This window comes from Pseudomonas sp. T1.Ur (assembly GCF_023516725.1).
GTDB lineage: Bacteria > Pseudomonadota > Gammaproteobacteria > Pseudomonadales > Pseudomonadaceae > Aquipseudomonas > Aquipseudomonas alvandae.
Genome location: NZ_JAMGSN010000001.1, coordinates 2,763,395 through 2,781,055, shown reverse-complemented (window position 1 = coordinate 2,781,055; position 17,661 = coordinate 2,763,395). Strand labels below are relative to the sequence as shown.

Annotated in this window: 11 protein-coding genes; all 11 read left to right on the top strand. The window is 60.7% G+C overall.

The genetic code is table 11. The features are described from left to right. Positions 1–56 precede the first annotated feature (56 nt). The 11 genes from M8Q45_RS12365 to M8Q45_RS12315 all read left to right on the top strand — a co-directional run bounded on the left by M8Q45_RS12365 (position 57) and on the right by M8Q45_RS12315 (position 17,599). Positions 57–1,715, top strand: a complete 1,659-nt coding sequence (locus tag M8Q45_RS12365) for an OmpA family protein (protein WP_349654622.1) — start codon at positions 57–59, stop codon at positions 1,713–1,715. A gap of 13 nt (positions 1,716–1,728) precedes the next feature. Then, the gene (locus M8Q45_RS12360; RefSeq protein WP_217861888.1) at positions 1,729–2,220 is read left to right on the top strand and encodes an Hcp family type VI secretion system effector; all 492 of its coding nucleotides are present in this window, start codon (positions 1,729–1,731) and stop codon (positions 2,218–2,220) included. Positions 2,221–2,364: 144 nt separating this feature from the next. Continuing rightward, positions 2,365–5,025 carry a type VI secretion system ATPase TssH gene (tssH, locus tag M8Q45_RS12355; protein WP_249874988.1) on the top strand — a complete coding sequence of 887 codons (2,661 nt, stop codon included), beginning with the start codon at positions 2,365–2,367 and terminating at the stop codon, positions 5,023–5,025. Beyond that, complete coding sequence (locus M8Q45_RS12350; protein ID WP_249874987.1) at positions 5,022–8,372, top strand: type VI secretion system Vgr family protein; 3,351 nt, start codon at positions 5,022–5,024, stop codon at positions 8,370–8,372. The genes tssH and M8Q45_RS12350 overlap by 4 nt, the downstream gene beginning before the upstream one ends. Positions 8,373–8,377: 5 nt before the next feature. Continuing rightward, positions 8,378–8,896 (top strand): hypothetical protein, encoded by a 519-nt coding sequence (locus M8Q45_RS12345; RefSeq protein WP_249874986.1) that lies wholly within the window; start codon positions 8,378–8,380, stop codon positions 8,894–8,896. Positions 8,897–9,136: 240 nt separating this feature from the next. Then, the gene (locus M8Q45_RS12340; protein WP_249874985.1) at positions 9,137–11,182 is read left to right on the top strand and encodes a lipase family protein; all 2,046 of its coding nucleotides are present in this window, start codon (positions 9,137–9,139) and stop codon (positions 11,180–11,182) included. A gap of 28 nt (positions 11,183–11,210) precedes the next feature. Continuing rightward, positions 11,211–11,984 carry a hypothetical protein gene (locus M8Q45_RS12335; protein ID WP_249874984.1) on the top strand — a complete coding sequence of 258 codons (774 nt, stop codon included), beginning with the start codon at positions 11,211–11,213 and terminating at the stop codon, positions 11,982–11,984. Continuing rightward, complete coding sequence (locus M8Q45_RS12330) at positions 11,981–12,754, top strand: hypothetical protein (protein ID WP_249874983.1); 774 nt, start codon at positions 11,981–11,983, stop codon at positions 12,752–12,754. Before M8Q45_RS12335 ends, M8Q45_RS12330 begins: the two co-directional genes overlap by 4 nt. A gap of 73 nt (positions 12,755–12,827) precedes the next feature. After that, the gene (locus tag M8Q45_RS12325; RefSeq protein ID WP_249874982.1) at positions 12,828–13,094 is read left to right on the top strand and encodes a PAAR domain-containing protein; all 267 of its coding nucleotides are present in this window, start codon (positions 12,828–12,830) and stop codon (positions 13,092–13,094) included. A 3-nt stretch (positions 13,095–13,097) separates the two neighbouring features. After that, positions 13,098–14,258 (top strand): KPHS_23130 family T6SS system protein, encoded by a 1,161-nt coding sequence (locus M8Q45_RS12320; RefSeq protein ID WP_249874981.1) that lies wholly within the window; start codon positions 13,098–13,100, stop codon positions 14,256–14,258. Continuing rightward, complete coding sequence (locus M8Q45_RS12315; RefSeq protein ID WP_249874980.1) at positions 14,255–17,599, top strand: ImcF-related family protein; 3,345 nt, start codon at positions 14,255–14,257, stop codon at positions 17,597–17,599. Before M8Q45_RS12320 ends, M8Q45_RS12315 begins: the two co-directional genes overlap by 4 nt. Positions 17,600–17,661: the final 62 nt, after the last annotated feature.

Below are 17,661 nucleotides of genomic sequence, written 5' to 3'. Positions count from 1 at the left end.
AGTTGCAACGAGTCCTTTGGCTTTGGGCCGGGAGCCTTGTCCTGGCGTTGCTGCTCATGCTCCCGCTTGCCACATGGATACGCGTGGTTGTCATGCTGGGCATGGTGAGTGTCACGGCGGTGGGGTGGGTCGTGGCCGACCGGCGTGTCGCGCGTTTGCGTGAATCGGTGAAACTCGCCGCCAACGTGTCCGTGCCCCCAGCCTCGTTTCGTCGGCCTGTGGTGCTGGTCTGCGGCGATGGCTTGGACGGTTTGTTCGGCAGTATCCCCGAACTGGAGTTGGCCGTACGGGTGACCCATCAAGGTTGCTACGTACGTGTACCGGCGCCCGATCAGCTCCCCAACGTGACCGAGAGCATCCTGGCCTTGCGTCCGGGATGGGGCGCCCAGCTCAGCGTCATGTTCATCATCAACCCCGCGGCACACAGCGATGAAGCTGAACTGGCGGGGTGGATACGGACGTTTCGTCATCAAGCCACGCTGGCGGGGCAGGGTGCGTCAATGCCGCTGACGATGGTGAGTTATTTCCATGCATCGCGGGGCGAGGCTCCGTGGTTCTGTTGGACGGGTGGCCAGCCGAGTCCTCGCGTTCTTGATGCGGGAGCCAGTGTCGACTTGGCCGATTGGCTCCGGCAGCCCACCGACTCAGCCTTACGGGCGATGCGGATGCAGGTCGGCGTGCAGTTGAACAACGCAGTGCAATGGCTGCACGAGAGCGTGCTGCCGCACTTCAATGCACGTGCCGTCGGTGCTGGTCGAGGCTCGGCGGTGTGCTGGGTCATCAGGCCGGTACCCGCATTGACTGGGGGGGTGGAAGGGAGTCTCTGGGAGCAGCGGCTACGCGACAAGGTGGCACTGGTCGACCCCAGGCGAGCCATCACGAAGGCGATGTTGCCGTTTCCGGATCCTGTGCTGAGCCTGATTCCATTGCGTGCCCAGCGTACGTCTCGACAGCACGCCAGCATCCTTGCGATGTGGATGTTCGGAATCGCTGGTGCGGTCGCCCTGGTCAATTCGGCATGGCAGAACACCTTGCTGGTGCGCCAAGTGACTGACGACCTGCGTCGTTATGCGCCGCTCCTGGCGGTGGAGTCGCAACTGCAACGAACCTCCCCTCGGCGACAGGAAGCCGAGGCCATCCTCAGTGAAGCCGCGCATCGCCTGGACACTTATCACCGACATGGCGAGCCCCTGTCGTTGGGCCTGGGGCTGTATCGCGGTGCCCCTCTGCGTGAGCCGTTGCTGGCGGTTCTTTCCCATCGCCGGACGTCGTCCGGGTCCATGACTTTGCCGGCTTCCCAGCCGGTGAGACTGGACAGCTTGTCGCTGTTCAGTCCGGGCAGCGCGCGGCTCAAGCCGGACTCCACCAAGGTGCTGATCAATGCGCTGGTCGGGATCAAGGCCCAACCCGGCTGGTTGATCGTCATCGCCGGGCACACCGATGCCACGGGCGATGCCGCGCAGAACCTGCGGTTGTCCCGCGAGCGTGCTGCCGCCGTGCATGAATGGATGCTGCAGGTGGGCGGCATTCCCGACAGCTGTTTTGCCGTGCAGGGGTTCGGCGCCAGCCAACCGATTGCCGGCAATGATACCGAGGCGGGGCGCGCAGCCAACCGTCGCGTCGATATCCGTCTGGTACCTGAGGTGGGTGCTTGCGCATTCCCCACGACAGGGCCGGACAGTCACCCCCCCGTCGCATCCCGCGACGATCTATGAAAAGGAGCTTCACATGGCAATTCCCGTTTACCTCTGGCTGCAAGATGACGGCGGCGCAGAGATCAAGGGTTCGGTGGACGTGCAAAAGCGCGAGGGCAGCATTGAAGTCATCGCCCAGGACCACAGCCTGTACATCCCGACCGACAACAGCACTGGCAAGCTGACGGGCGCTCGGGTTCACACGCCGTTCCTGTTTTCCAAGGAAATCGACGCTTCCAGTCCCTACCTCTATAAGGCCGTGACCACCGGCCAGACCCTCAAGAGCGCCGAGTTCAAGTGGTACCGCATCGATGATGCCGGGCAGGAAGTCGAGTACTTCATCACCAAGCTGGAGAACGTCAAGGTGGTGAAGGTCGCGCCAAAAATGCACGACATCAAGGACCCGACCAAGGAGAAGCACAACCACCTGGAACAGATTGAGTTGCGCTACGAGAAGGTCACCTGGACCTACAAGGACGGCAACATCATCCACTCCGATTCCTGGAGCGAGCGCCAAAGCGCCTGATGCGCGGGCATCGACAGGCCGCCTGCGCCTGTCGATTGCCGGTGTGCTGGGTTGAGCGTCCGTTCGCGGGCGCTCAGCCAAGCACATCCGTTTTTCGCCCATCGCTGCCCGATCACTACCGAAACCCGCACAAGGATGCCACCCATGGTACAGAGCCCCACGCGTCTGCTTCGCCGTCTGAATCCCTATTGCGCCCAAGCCCTGAGCGACGCGGCGTCGCTGTGCCAGAGCCGGGCCCATGCGCACATCACCATCGAGCACTGGCTGCTCAAGTTGCTGGGGCAGGGCGAAGGCGACCTGACCGTCATCGCGCGCCGTCACGAATTGGACCTGGAGGCGCTTTGGTGTGGCTTGCTCAGCCACCTCGATAACCTACCGCGCAGCGTCCAGGCCAAGCCACAGCTGTCGGAGCCGTTGCAGCAGTTGATCAAGAGTGCCTGGTTGCGCGCCTCGCTGGATGATGACAACGAACGGCTGCGCTCCGCCCATCTGCTGGGGGCGTTGATGGACGCGCCCGGCCTGCTGGCCTGCGAAGCGGCCTGGCCATTGCTCAGCCTTGGCGAGCCGCAGTTGCAGCGGTTGTCCGGGTTGCTGGATCACATCTCCGAAGAGCGTCCCGATGCGCAAGCGCTCGTCGTCGGCGGGACGGAGGGGATGCTGAGCGAGTCTGCCGCCGGCGCTACCGCGATGCCCGATGCACGGCGGGCGCTGTTGGACAGATTCACCCAGGACCTCACTGCCCGGGCCGGGGAAGGGCAGATCGATCCGGTGTTCGGTCGCGACGATGAAATACGCCAGGTCATCGACATCTTGAGTCGCCGACGCAAGAACAATCCGATCCTGGTCGGCGAGCCCGGCGTGGGCAAGACCGCGCTGGTCGAAGGACTGGCGCTGCGCATCGCCCAGGGCGACGTGCCCGACAGCCTCAAGTCGGTCAGTGTGCGGGCGCTGGACTTGGGGTTGTTGCAGGCCGGCGCCGGGGTAAAGGGCGAATTCGAGCAGCGCCTCAAGAGCGTGATCGATGCGGTGCAGCACTCTGAAACCCCGATCCTGCTGTTTATCGATGAAGCCCATACGCTGATCGGCGCCGGCAACCAGGCGGGGGGCGCGGATGCGGCAAACCTGCTCAAGCCCGCCTTGGCCCGTGGCGAGTTGCGCACCATCGCCGCCACCACCTGGAGCGAATACAAACAATATTTCGAACGTGATGCCGCATTGGAGCGACGCTTCCAGCAGGTCAAGGTCGACGAGCCGGATGACGCCAATGCCTGCCTGATGTTGCGTGGGCTCAAGGCCCGGTACGCCAGCCACCACGGTGTGCACATCCAGGATGCGGCGGTGCAGGCTGCCGTCAGCCTGTCGCGGCGCTACCTCACGGGGCGCCAGTTGCCGGACAAAGCCGTCGACCTGCTGGACACTGCCTGCGCACGGGTGCGCATGAGTGTCGATTGCGAACCCCAGGCGCTGGTCCGGATCAAGGCGCGACAAGTCGCCCTCGAACTGGAGCGCCAGGCCCTGGACGCGGACCAAGGCCTGGGCGGTAGCGTCGACACCGAACGGCTGATGCAAATCGCTGCGCAACACGCCGAGCTGGAACACGCTCGGGTCGAGCTGGAGTGTCAATACAGCCAAGTGCTTAAGTTGTCCCAACAGCTGCTCGACGCTCGCGAGGCCGAGCCCATGCAACGGGCCGAGTGCGCGCGGTTGCAGCGGCAACTGGACGCAATCCAGGGCAAGCAACCCTTGTTGTTCCTCGACGTCGATGCCCGCAGCGTGGCTGAAGTGATCGCCGATTGGACCGGTGTGCCCCTGGGCAGCCTGCTCAAGGATGAACAAACCAACCTGCTGGAGCTGGAACAACAATTGGCCGAGCGCGTCATCGGCCAGGCCCCGGCACTCAATGCGCTGGCCCAGCGCCTGCGGGCGGCGAAGACAGGGCTCACCGATGACAAGGGGCCCCTGGGCGTCTTCCTGTTGGTGGGCACCAGCGGCGTCGGCAAGACCGAAACCGCCCTGGCCCTGGCCGACAGCCTGTTTGGCGGGGAAAAAGCGCTCATCACGCTCAACCTTTCCGAATATCAGGAAGCCCACACCGTCAGTCAGCTCAAAGGCTCGCCGCCCGGTTACGTGGGGTATGGGCAGGGCGGTGTGCTGACCGAAGCCGTGCGCCAACAGCCCTACAGCGTCGTGCTGCTCGACGAGGTGGAAAAAGCCCACCACGACGTGCTCAACCTGTTCTACCAGGTTTTCGATCGCGGTTTCATGCGTGACGGAGAAGGGCGCGAGATCGACTTTCGCAACACCGTCATCCTCATGACCTCCAACCTGGGCAGCGACGCACTGCAAGCCTGTCTGCAGGGGCAACCCGACGCACCGGACAGCACGCTGCATGAGCTCATGCGGCCGATCCTGCGCGAACACTTCCAGCCGGCCCTGCTGGCACGCTTCCAGACGCTCATCTATCGCCCGCTGCACGTCGACGCCCTGCAATGCATCGTCGCCCTCAAGCTCGATCAGGTGGCCAAGCGTTTGCAGCGCCACTACGGCTTGGACTGTGACATCGATGACGCCCTGAGCGAGGCCTTGGTTGCGGCTTGCCTGCTGCCCGACACCGGGGCGCGCAACATCGACAGCCTGCTCAACGAACAGATCCTGCCGGTGCTGAGCCAACAATTGCTGCAACGTCGGGCCGCGCAGTTGCGCACACGCGGGGTGCGCCTGGGTTATTGCCAGGAGGAGGGGATTACCCTGCACTTCGTCGATGGCGCGGACACCGCCGAGACTGTCGAGGAGCCTGCGCAATGAACATGCCCATGCCGACCTTCTTCGACCACAGCCGCCACACCCTGCGAATCTCCGGCCTCGACGCCCACCTCGACGTCCTCGCCTTCACCGGCGAGGAGCACCTGAGTCGTCCCTACCTCTACCGCATCGAATTCACCTGCACCGAGCGCGACCTGGCGGCCACCGACGTGCTCAACCGGTGGGGTTATTTCAACCTGTACGCCGTGCCGCCACCGCCGACGCCCAAGGGCTTCACGCCGCCGGTGATCAAGCCATTGCGCGCCTTTCATGGGGTGATCTCAGGCTTCAAGCGCCTGTCCGGCTCCAACGACGAAGCCCGCTATGAAATCACCTTGCAACCGCGTTTCGCGCGGCTTGGGCGCGGCAAGCAGTTTCGGATCTACCAGCAGCAGTCGGTGCCCGAGATCGTCGAGCACATCCTGCGCACGCGCCACGATTTTCGTGGCGAGGAGTTCTATTTCAACCTGGTGCGCCAGTACCCCCGGCGCGAACAGGTCATGCAATACGACGAGAGCGACCTGGCCTTCGTCGAGCGCCTGCTGGCCGAGGTCGGCATCTGGTACCGCGTCACCAGCGACGATCGCCTGAACATCGACGTGGTGGAATTTCACGACGACCAGCGGCACTACCAGCGCGGCGTCACGTTGCCGTGCCGCCCGCCGTCCGGCTTGTCCGCCGATGGCCAGGACGCCGTCTGGAACCTGCAGACCGCCCACCGGATGGTCGAGCAAACCATCAATTTTCGCGCCTACCATCACCGCGAGGCCCATGCCTTCCTGGACGGCGAAGTCGACCACACCCGAGGCGCCAAGGGCACCTACGGCGAGGCCTATCACTACGGCGAACCCTACACGGTGCTGGGCGAGCGCTACGCCCTGGACGAAGACCTGCAAAGCGAAAGCGGTTTCTTCTACGCCCGCCTGCGCCATGAACTCTACCTCAACGACCAGACCCGCCTCAGCGGCACCACCAGCAGCGCCATCCTGGCCCCGGCGCAGCGCCTCGACATCACCGGCGGCCCGCCGAAGGCCTTCGAGCCCGGCGCGGTGATCGTCAGCCTGCGCACCGAAGCGGCCCGCGACCGCAGCTTCGTCGCTCACTTCCAAGCCATTCCCTACTCGGAAACCGTGTGCTTTCGCCCAGCGCTGCTGCCCAAGCCGCACATGAGCGGCACCATTCCCGCCCGCGTCAGCCACCCGGTGGTCAACCCGCCATACGCCGACCTCGACTTCGAAGGCCGCTACAAAGTGCGCTTCCTGTTCGACCGCGACACCTGGCAACCCGGCCGCGAAAGCGCCTGGCTGCGCCTGGCCCGGCCCTACGGCGGCGACACCCACGGCCTGCACTTCCCGCTGCAGGCCGGCACCGAAGTGGCGATCGCCTTCGAACACGGCGACCCCGACCGCCCCTACATCGCCCACGCCCTGCACGATGACCGCCACCCCGACCCGGTCACCGCCCGCAACGAGCGCCGCAACGTCCTGCGCACCCCGACCAACAACAAACTGCGCCTGGACGACACCCGCGGGGAGGAACACATCAAGCTCAGCACCGAACACAGCGGCAAGAGCCAGTTGAACCTGGGGCATCTGGTGGATGCCGAGCGGCAGAAGCGCGGGGAAGGGTTTGAGTTGCGCACCGATGGCTGGGGCGCGATTCGGGGTGGCAGGGGGGTGTTTATCAGTGCGGATGAGCAGGTCAAGGCCAAGGGTGAACAGCTGGATATGACGGCCGCCATTGAACAGTTGGAAAGCGCGCTTTCCCTGGCGCGCTCCTTGGCCGAAGCGGCCCGTAGCGCTCAAGCAACGCCAAGCGACATCGACAGCCAGCAACGTCTGAACCAGGCACTCAACGGATTGAAGCAACCTGGCGTACTGCTGCACGCCCCAAGCGGGATCGGCATGGTCAGCCCCGAAGCCGTATGCCTGGCCTCCGGCGCCGAAAGCGTTGGCATCATCGCTGCGCACAACGCTGATATCGGCGCAGGCCACAATATCACCGCCACCGCGCAGGGCGGCATCAGCGTAGTGGCCAAAGAAGCCGGCCTACAACTCAAGGCTGCCGAAGGGAAGGTCGAGCTACATGCTCAAGGCAACGATCTTCATGCCTTGGCGAAGACCGACGTGAAGATCGAAAGCGTTCAAGGGCGCGTGGAAATCAATGCTCCACAGGAGTTGGTACTCAATTGTGGCGGCGCCTACATCCGCCTGAAAAACGGCGATATCGAATTGGGTGCGCCGGGCAATATTTATCTGAAGGCCACCCATGTGGAAAAAACCCAAGGGGCCAGCCTGAACACACCCGCATCCCCTTTACCAGCCGGTTATGCCGCCGGCTATACGCTCAAAGACGACGCCCAGGCAGCGATGCCGTTTGCCCGCTATCGCGTTACGACCCAACAGGGGGATGTGTTCAATGGGGTAACGGACAGGGATGGGCGGACCATGAGTGTCAATACCTTGGTGCCGGGGGATTTGCGGGTTGAATTGCCTGAGGCAGTTTATGACGAACAACTTCGCTTGATCGGTCCTAACGGTGATTTGGCAAGCAATCTCAGATATTCGGTCACCTTGGTGGATGGCAGCACCGTGGAAGGCGTGACGGATGAACAGGGTTACACGGGGCGCCTCGTAACCGAAAAACCCTTACAGGTCACTCAGCTGAAGCTCTTTCCTCCTGAAAAAATGGAATCTTTCTGCTGCGCGGCACTTAACGCTCAGACGTCACTGGACATTGATTTGAGGTCCTTGGACGTTTCTACCAACGACACGAATGTCGGCACCTCCACCCGAAACATCCCGCTGCCTGAAGGCAAAAAACGAGCGCTGACTGCGGGCGAGATCGCCATGGCTAGAACCGTATTCAAGGATGCAATCAACTATACGAAAGTCAAAGTACATCACGGTGGGTGGTGGTTGTTTCTGGGATTCCAGAATACGGCTGTTACACCCAATGGGGAGATGTACTACCCAGCAAGTACCGAGTACTACAGGGACGATTTCTCCAACACGATAGACGGCGAGTACAAGGCTTTGTTTATGCATGAGATGACTCATGTTTGGCAGCATCAACTTGGCTATCCTGTGAAACATAAAGGTATGTCAGTGAGTAGTCGCGGGGCAGAGGCGTACAAGTATATTTTGAGTGCCGGCGGGGTTTTTTCTGATTACAACATGGAGCAGCAGGGGGAGATTGTTTCCGACTATTACATGATTTGCATTATGAGGGATGCCCGTGCTGTGTGGAATAAGCGGAACTCTACACAGAGTCCTAGTCTTCTCGCCTCAACAGTAGCGGGGCTTCTAGCAGCCCCTGCCAACAAGGCTAATCTTCCCAATAAGGCGTAGAACATATGAAGTACGCAGTATTTTATCTGTTTGGTGTTTCTCTGGCGCTTGGTGCTTCGGCTAACGCGACATCATTTGGGCGCAAGGCTAATGCCGATATTGCTACGATTGACAACAAGCCGGCCATCTGTTTGCCAAACAAGGAAAGTCCAGTATTCAGGTTGGGATGGGTATCCCTATCCGAGGGGGGCGTCAGAAACCCCGCATCCTGGGGGATCGCACTAAGAGAGGGTGCTCAGCCGACAGTACTGCATCCCGGCGACTGCGTTGTTTTTGGTACGGTTCCAGATGGCTATGAGAATGACGATCTAAAAGTAAAAGCTCGACCTTTGAAACTTGATATCAATAGGGTCTATATCTTTCGGTTGAGTGACGCTTACCGTCCAAGAGATACGTATGCAGTTATTTTTTCCATCGGTAGGGCCGCGGATGGAACCCTGAAATATCTTCAGTACGATCGAACCATTGAGTATGGCGAGCTGGTTCCACCCCGCCACGCTAGTCAGGGCGCTAATGATAAATAGCCTTTGCCAATTTGCGGAGTGTCGATGATTCAGTGGCCTTCAATAAGATTTATCAGTATCCAGCGCTCGCTGGAGGTATGGAAAATTGGCTCCGTTCATTTTTACAGGGATGACTTTATTTCTGTGAGCAAATGAACTGCTTTGGCTGGCTTGTTTGCGAATGGCGGCATGGTTTTATCTGCGTTGGGCGGAGACCCATTCGCTACGTAAGGACACATTAATTATTAAGGATCGATCGATATGAATGACACCCGGCACCGTACGGATACGCTTAATCCATTCAAAGTCATTACCGTGGGCAAACAGAAACAGCACTGGATCGAATTCCAACTACTGGACGAACAAGGTGAACCCTTGGCGAACATGCCATTCCGCGCGCAGAACGAGGCCACGCGCACGGCCTATGTGCCCGAATACGCCGGCGTCAGCGGTGCCGATGGGGTGATCCGTATCGAGGGTTTGCACCCATTGGCCATCACCTTGCTGCTGGAGGCCAACTCACTGGCCGGGCAATTGCAAACCCGTCGTTTGCGCGCCGAACGGCCTGAGCCGCCCAGGCCTGTAATTGGCGACCGTACTCCGCTGTACAGCCCGCAGCGTTCGGGTTTTTCTCCAATCGAACGACAGGCCATTGAAGCCGGGCATGGCTACCACTACCTGCGTATCGGCCAGTTGTGCGATCAGTTGCCCAATCTGTCCCCGCCATTGACCGACGCCAGTCAACCGCCAGCCTTTCATTTCCCGGACCGGACGTTCAGTGGTTTTACGGTCGACGATGAACAACTGGACCGCCGCCATGTGCTGGAGGTTTGTCCGCTCCGGGCCTGGTCGCTGGTGCTGCATCACCAGCCCCATTACAGCCTTGCCAACGCCTACAACCTGGGGCTGATGAGCATCTTGTCGTACAGCACATGGCCGGAGCAGGACCGGGGTTCCGTCAAGGAATTTTTCGACCAGCAATGCCTGGACCTGTCACGTACGCCGAGGATATGGGACGGGGGTCAGAATTGGCCTTGTCTGGTCAGTGATGTGCCTTTTGATGAGCGCTATACGATAGCCAAACCGTTGGACACCCGTCAGGCGCTTCCCCCGGAAGGAGATACGCAACTGTTCTACGCCATCAATGCAACCCAGGTGCTGGTGGCCTGGCGCGGCACAGAGATGGCCTACCCCTTTACCGACCTGGCGACAGACGTGACCTTTCGACCGGTCCAGCCAGAAATTGTTGCCAACTGCGAACCCAAGGTGCCCTGTGCGGACCTGACGCAGGAAGGCAGCGTGCATTTGGGCTTTCGGGATGCTTATGAGGTTGCAAGAAGGATTTATGCCAAGGATTTAGGCGAGACGATTTATGTTGAAGCTCGTGATAAAGAATTGTTTATTTGCGGCCATAGTCTTGGTGGTGCCTTAGGGCTGATTCACGCCGCCTCACTGCAAACGCGCAACCCATTGCTATACACCTACGGCATGCCGCGCACCTTCACCCTCAAGGCTGTGCAGGGCCTAGGCGAGTTGCACCACTTCCGGCACGTCAACGACACCGACACCATTCCCAGCGCACCGCCCGAAGCGGCGCTGGATAATTACCTGTACGACTTGTACGGCCCGTTGGGCACCACCCTGGGATTTACCTGGTCATTACTCCAGCTAACGGCCAGCACGGTGTTCAAGCATGGCGATCCTTTTTGTCACCACGGCGAAATCGCCATGTTCTTCAGGGCCGAGCAACACGTGCAGGAACGTGGCTCGCAATACCCGGCCTATCGCAACAAGGATGGGCTCGGCGCGCCTTACTACACCACCATCGCTCGTCCCCTGCATGAAAAGGCCAAGTTCTACCTCGTACCCAGCCTGAGTCCTGAGGAGGACCAACAGGCCAAGCAAGCGCAAGAAGGCCTGATCGGCACGCTGCGACCGGGTGATCGGGCCCGATATTTCCCACCCCAGGGCAACCCCAAGAAGGGCCGACTGAGTGGCCTCGGCAACCATTTCATGTCCGAATATCAACCCTACCTGCACAACCATCTGCTGGAGTCGATCAACCCCGAGCGGGAGCCCTTGATGAAGGAGCAGCTTGAGCGACAACGCTTTGAGCAGCAGATGCACGAGCATTTCAGCCACATCCATGAACACGAGCGGGACCGTAACCGGGTCTTCCTGGGTTTGCAGGGTTTGCTGCCCCAGGCTTTGGGTACCACACGGCAGGTCGAGGGCGGTATCGAGTCGCTACAACGCTTCGATACCGTGGCCAACCCGAATACCTACTTTACGAAAACCTGGAGCTGAGTCCGTCGACACGACCAAGGAGTGGATCATGATCAAGAAAATACCCATCGCCATAGTGGCAATGCTCTTCAGTCTAAGCGGTTGCGCCAAGGACTACAGCCTGGCGCCACCTGCGGACAGCGAAAAAGTGACGGTGACGGTAAAACTGCCCAAGGAGCTGACAAATGAAGTCATGCAGGTCGTTTACCGCTCCACCATCTGTACCTTCACCGACCACACGGCAATGGGTAAGCCTTATCAACGTGACGAGTATCAGCGAACTGATATATGGCCTGTGCGTCAAGGACAGGGTGACCTCTATCGAGCCGAGCTGCCTATGGACGGTGGCGGCGCGTGCCAATGGCGCTTGAGCAATGTGACCTTCGGCGTCGCTTATGCCACGCCGACTCCCTTTGGCGAAAACGTAACTTATCGTGCCGGAGGGGGTGTTGTAGTGATTTTTGACCGCAACAACTCGCCACGCGGTGGGGCTGACTTCAACGTCGAAGGAGATTTGATTATTAAAAAAGACTACTACCCATGGATTGATGAAGAATTTTTAGGACCATATAAGAAAACCGTTAGCTTAGCTGGCGAAGGAAATATCTATCTAAGCTATCGAGCGGTACAAGCACAGGCAGTGCACTTTGAGCCCATCCTGCACTCCAGTTATGTAGTCTATTCAGCCGGGCCCAACATTAAGAGGAAAGGTAATCACACCACCTTTACTTATCCTGATGGCAGTACAGTGGCTGATGGAAGTGCCAAGCCTGATTTCACAAAACTCCAAGCCATTCGCCTGGCTGCGGAGAACAATAAATGAAATCCATTCTCCCGGTTATATTTATCACTTCGTTCGCGAGCCTCAATGGCTGCGCCAAGGACTACAGCCTGGCGCCGCTGGCGGACAGCGAAAAAGTGACGGTGACGGTAAAATTGCCCAAGGAGCTGAAAACCGAAACCATGTGGGTGATGTATCGCTCGGCCACTTGTAAGCGCATCAGCTATGGCGCTAGCGGCCAACGTACCGAACGGGATGGCCATAACTCCGTTTATAAAGAGTTCGAACGCCAGGGGCAGAGTGATATTTATCAAGTCGAGCTACCCAAGGATGGGGGCGGTGCATGCCAATGGCACCTGGCCAATGTCACCTTCGGTGTTGCTTATGCCGATCCCGCTCGCTTTGGTGAAAACGTAATTCCTGGAGGAGGCGGTGGAGTTGTGGTGATCTTCGATCACAACAACTCTCCACGAGGAGGAGCTGACTTCAAAGTAGATGGAGACTTAACGATACAAAAAGATTATTACCCATGGGTGAGCGAGGCATTTTTGGGGGGATATAAAAAACACATCAGCCTATTAGGTGAAGGGCGTTTATATCTTAAATATCAGGCACTGCAAGCTCAGAAAATATACTTCGAACCCATCCTGCACAACGACTTCATGCTGCATTCGATTGAGCCCAAGGAGAAAAAAGAGGGCAACTACATTGCATTCGCGTTCCCCGACGGGAGCGTTTGGGCCGATGGTCGTCTGGACTCGAAGTTCCAGAAGCTCCAAGCCATCCGCCTGGCTGCGGAGAACAAAGAATGAAGCCACTTGTTCCCGTTCTGCTTGAAGCAAACCTAACAGTCATTAACCAACCTCAAGAACAGGAGTTCTGAACATGTCACAGGGATTTGTTTTGCTGGGTGATAAAACCACTCACAACGGAGAAGTCATCTCGGCCTCTTCCACGATGATTATCAGAGGCAGACCTGTAGCGCTGGTCGGCGATAAGGTCCGCTGTCCGATACCGGGGCATGGGGTCAATCCCATCGTCGAAGGCTGCGAGGGATGGTCCGAGAATGGTCGCGAAATGGTGGTCAACGGTTGCCGCAGCGAGTGTGGTTGCCAGTTGATTTCCAGCGCTTCCGATTGCGCGGTGGGCTGAGCCATGAGTTGGGATCGTCAGGCACCCGAAGTGGTGGAGGCCCCGGCGCCTATCGTGCTGGGTCGCTGGGTATTGGCGGCAGGCGCGGCAGTGCTGGCGTCTGTTTTGTTGTTCTTGTTGCATACCGCCGGACACATGCCGGTATTACAGGAACTGAATATCTGGGCATTTTCCGGTTCGCCGTTGCTGGCTTGGGCATTGGCGTTCAGCGCTCGCGCCTATGCCTATGGTGGCGCGCTGAGTTATCACCAGTTCCTGCAAGCGGAGGCGCAAGATGCTCAACACGCTTGGCAGGACTGGGCGCATCGCTATCTGGCGGTGCAGGCCAGCTGTGTGCTGTTGCCAGATCGCGTCTCCGCCAGCGTGGTCGTTCAAGACGGAATCAACCTGCCGCCTCGAACGGGACAGGCTCGGCGCGTTACCGAGCTCCCGCAGCAGCCAAAACGCGCGCCCGCCGGACTGTCATTGCTGTTGTCGGCCCTGGCGCCGGTCGTACGCGTTTTGCCGGCAAGACAACCGCTGCGGGTCACTCTGCTAAGCGATGTCGAGCCCGAGGAATACGCCGTGTTGCGCGATACGTGGCATCAAATCTGGGCCACCGACATGGGGTTGCCGCCGCCAGAGTCGGTCACCGTATCAGCTGAATTGTCATACCGGTGGATCGACGAGACGCTGAGGACAGGCAGTACCGCCGTTGAGTTGATCCTGGTGCTGCAACTACAAGGCGAGTCGGCGTACTCGGACGGCTTGGCTGCCTTGCTGTTGTGCCCGGATAAGTCGGCGCTCGCGTGGGAGCTGCCGGTAATCGGTGGTTTGTTGCGCCCCATGCCGCTGGATATCAAGCGCTTGTCCCACGAATTACCGATATTCCTACAAACCCAAACCAACGCTCGCCAAGCGACCGGCTTGTTGGCCGATAGCGCCGACTGGCAACCATTGATGGGCCAAGCCTTCGCCGCCGGCGGTGCTCTGGACGCTTCGCTCGAAGTAGAGCAGCAGTGGGTTCAGGAGCGCCTGTGTGGGGTGACAGGACCGTTCAGTCATTGGCTGACGGCAGCGCTGGGCGTGGAGATGTCTAGGCATCAACAATGCCCTTTGTTGCTCTTGGCCGAAGATGAATCAGGGCATTGGATCAGCAGCGTGACGACCGGAGAGATCGCATGAGAACCTTCACTAACTTATGGCTCCGCACGGGTGCGGCGGTATGGCTCGTCACCCTGACGGCACTCTTGGGATGGGCTATCTGGTCGTACGGCGATCGGGTGGGCTTGGTGGAAGATGTCCAGAAGCTGTTGGCTTTGTTGTTAATCATGACCATGGCCGTAATGGGGTATCAGGCACCTCTTTTGTTGATCTATCTCAAGCGGCAGTTCCACCGTGAGCACGAACTGGCGGGAAAAGCACGCCCTGACGCGGATGCGAGTTTGGTGCTGCCACGCCGATCAGGTTCTGAACACTTGGAGCTGCGCGAAACCCTCCACTACCAATACGGCCCCCTCTGGCGCCACAAAGTCCGATTTCTCCTCATCGTCGGCGAACCCACCGAGATCACCGCCATCGCCCCGCAGCTGGCGAAGAAGAAATGGCTCGAAGGCCAGCGCACTGTGCTGTTGTGGGGCGGCAGCCTCCAAGAGAACCTGGAAAATCCATTGCTGGATCATTGGCTTGGCTTACGCCGTTGGCGCCCCTTGGACGGCGTGGTCTGGGCACTGACCCCAGAACAGATCGCCGATGCAGTGCCGCTGGCCAAGGGCATGCGCCATTTGCAGGGGCTGGCCCGTCGGATGCGGCGGCAGGTGCCGTTGCACCTGTGGCAGGTGTGCGAGGCGACGTGGTCGCAGGAGGGGCGCGAGCGTCAGCCGGTGGGGTGTCTGCTGCCGGCGAAGGTCACCCCAGCGATGCTGGAAGAATGCCTGGAGGAGTTGATCGAGCCTTTGCGTCACCAGGGCATCGTGCAGATGAAGCTCAAGAAGCAGCTGCACCACGATTTCCTGCTGCGCTTGTCCCGGGATTTGCACGCCGATGGCATCGCCCGTTGGCGTCAGGCGCTGGCGCCGTCGTTGAGTGGGTTCAATCCGGGAGTGAGGCTGCGTGGGCTGTGGTTCAGCCAGCCGCTGCGCGAGATCCGGAGCGCTGACGGCGAGCATTTCTGGTGGCCGGATCCGGTGTGGCAGGGCGTGCAGCACGACAAGGCGGTTGGCGCGCGGCTGGGCTGGGGGGCGCCGCGGGTCGTTTATGCGTTGTGCCTGGGGTTGGCCGTGGTGTGGGGCGTGGGAATGGCGCTGTCCTTTGTCGGCAATCGGGCGCAGATCGTTCAGGTGCAAGCGGTGTTGGCGGGGCTGGACGCGTCGTCGCGGGCCGATGAGCAATTGCTCGCCTTCAACGAGCTGGTTCACGTGCTGGCGCGCCTGGATCACCGTGCCGTGGCCGGTGCGCCATGGCATCAGCGCTTTGGCTTGAACCGCAATCCCGTCCTGCTTGAAAGGCTCTGGCCGCGTTATGTCGAGGCCAATAATCGCCTGGTGCGCGACCCGGCGGCGGCGCGGTTGCGCGAGCAACTGGAGGCGTTGGTCAAGTTGGCGCCGGGCAGTGCCGAGCGCGTCGAGCGCTCGGCGGTTGCCTATGATCAGCTCAAGGCGTACCTGATGATGGCGCGGCCGGAAAAAGCCGAGGCGGACCTCCTGGTCAAGACGCTCGCCCATGCCGAACCCACCCGGGAAGAGGTTGCCCCCGCGCTCTGGCGAACGCTGGCGCCCGGCTTCTGGCAGTTCTACGCCGAGCAGTTGGCCGCGCACCCCGACTGGCGCATCGAGGCCGATCCTCGGTTGGTGGCGCAGGTGCGCCAGGCCTTGCTCGATCAGTTGGGCCAGCGCAACGCCGAAGCCAGCCTGTATCAACAGGTCCTGGACGACGTGGGCCAGCATTACCCGGCCCTGGGCCTGGCGCAGATGGTCGGCGACACCGAGGCCGCCGGGCTGTTTTCCAGCAAGGCCAGCGTGCCGGGGGTGTTCACGCGCCAGGCCTGGGAGGGCCAGGTGCGCCAGGCCATCGATGACATCGCCCAGGCGCGGCGTGAGGAAATCGATTGGGTGCTCAGCGACAGACCCGGCGAGGTCGATCCCCGGTTGACGCCGGACGAGCTGAAGGCGCGCCTGACCGAACGCTATTTCCAGGATTACGCCAGCGCCTGGCTCGGGTTTCTCAACAGCCTGCGCGCCCGCCAACCGAAAAACCTGGACGGGGTGATCGAGCAACTGACGCTGATGAGCGACGTGCGTCAGTCGCCGCTGATCGCGTTGATCAATACGCTGGCTTACCAGGGGCAGGCCGGCACCCGCGGTCAGGCCTTGAGTGATTCGCTGATGAAGTCCGCGCACAAGCTGATCGGGCCGGACAAGGCGCCGGTGATCGATCAATTCGTGGATCTGCCCGGTGGACCGCTGGACGCCACCTTCGGACCGTTGTTGACGCTGCTGGGCAAGGGCGCCGAAGACCGGAACGCCAGCGACCATTTGAGCCTGCAGGCCTACCTCACCCAAGTGACCCGCGTGCGCCTGAAGCTGCAACAGATCAGCACCGCCACCGACCCCATGGAAATGACCCAGGCGCTGGCGCAGACGGTGTTCCAGGGCCGCGGCATCGACCTGACCGACACTCAGTCCTACGGCCGATTGATGGCTGCCAGCCTTGGCGCGCAATGGGCCGGCGTTGGCGAGACGCTGTTCGTGCAGCCGCTGGAACAGGCCTGGCAGCGGGTGCTGCAACCGTCGACGGCGGGCCTCAACAGCCAGTGGCAGCGCTCGATCGTCGAGCACTGGAACGCGGCGTTCGCCGGGCGCTATCCGTTCGCCGCGACGGCCAGCGATGCTTCGCTGCCGATGCTGGGGCAGATGATCCGCGCCGACACGGGGCGCATCGAGCGCTTCCTGCACAGCCAGTTGAGCGGTGTGCTGCGCAAGGAAGGCAACCGCTGGGTGGCCGATCCGCGTCATGGCCGTGGCTTGCGGGTCAATCCGCAGTTCCTGACGGCAATCAACCAACTCGGCGACCTGGCCGACGTGCTCTTCACCGACGGCGGCCTGGGCCTGAGTTTCGAGCTGAGCGGCAAAGGCGTGCGCGATGTGGTGCAGACCACCTTCATCCTCAACGGCGAAAAACACGCGTACTTCAACCAGAAGGAACGCTGGCAGCGCTTCGGCTGGCCGGGGCGCAGCGACTATCCCGGGGTCAGCCTGACGTGGACCAGCGTCCACACCGGCGAGCGGTTGTTCGCCGACTACGCCGGCACCTGGGGGCTGATCCGCTTGCTGGAACAGGCCAAGTTCACGCCGCTGGACGATGGCGACAGCCGCTACCGCATGGTGCTCAAGGCTCCCGATGGCCTGGGCCTGACCTGGCACCTGCGCACCGAACTCGATGCCGGGCCGATGACGCTGCTGAAGTTGCGGGGGTTCAAGTTGCCGGGGCGGATATTCCTGGAGGGACGCGAGGCGGCGGACGGGTAGGCGCGCGAGAGGAAAATGAGTCTGCTTGGATTGATCGTTGGAGGGATCCATTGGCGCCTGGC

What these genes read in the sequence shown, in the direction of transcription:
- M8Q45_RS12340 (WP_249874985.1), top strand. Translation starts at nt 9,137, where the DNA reads ATGAATGACACCCGGCACCGTACGGATACGCTTAATCCATTCAAAGTC.
- M8Q45_RS12325 (WP_249874982.1), top strand. Translation starts at nt 12,828, where the DNA reads ATGTCACAGGGATTTGTTTTGCTGGGTGATAAAACCACTCACAACGGA.
- M8Q45_RS12330 (WP_249874983.1), top strand. Translation starts at nt 11,981, where the DNA reads ATGAAATCCATTCTCCCGGTTATATTTATCACTTCGTTCGCGAGCCTC.
- M8Q45_RS12360 (WP_217861888.1), top strand. Translation starts at nt 1,729, where the DNA reads ATGGCAATTCCCGTTTACCTCTGGCTGCAAGATGACGGCGGCGCAGAG.
- M8Q45_RS12350 (WP_249874987.1), top strand. Translation starts at nt 5,022, where the DNA reads ATGAACATGCCCATGCCGACCTTCTTCGACCACAGCCGCCACACCCTG.
- tssH (WP_249874988.1), top strand. Translation starts at nt 2,365, where the DNA reads ATGGTACAGAGCCCCACGCGTCTGCTTCGCCGTCTGAATCCCTATTGC.
- M8Q45_RS12315 (WP_249874980.1), top strand. Translation starts at nt 14,255, where the DNA reads ATGAGAACCTTCACTAACTTATGGCTCCGCACGGGTGCGGCGGTATGG.
- M8Q45_RS12320 (WP_249874981.1), top strand. Translation starts at nt 13,098, where the DNA reads ATGAGTTGGGATCGTCAGGCACCCGAAGTGGTGGAGGCCCCGGCGCCT.
- M8Q45_RS12335 (WP_249874984.1), top strand. Translation starts at nt 11,211, where the DNA reads ATGATCAAGAAAATACCCATCGCCATAGTGGCAATGCTCTTCAGTCTA.
- M8Q45_RS12365 (WP_349654622.1), top strand. Translation starts at nt 57, where the DNA reads ATGCTCCCGCTTGCCACATGGATACGCGTGGTTGTCATGCTGGGCATG.
- M8Q45_RS12345 (WP_249874986.1), top strand. Translation starts at nt 8,378, where the DNA reads ATGAAGTACGCAGTATTTTATCTGTTTGGTGTTTCTCTGGCGCTTGGT.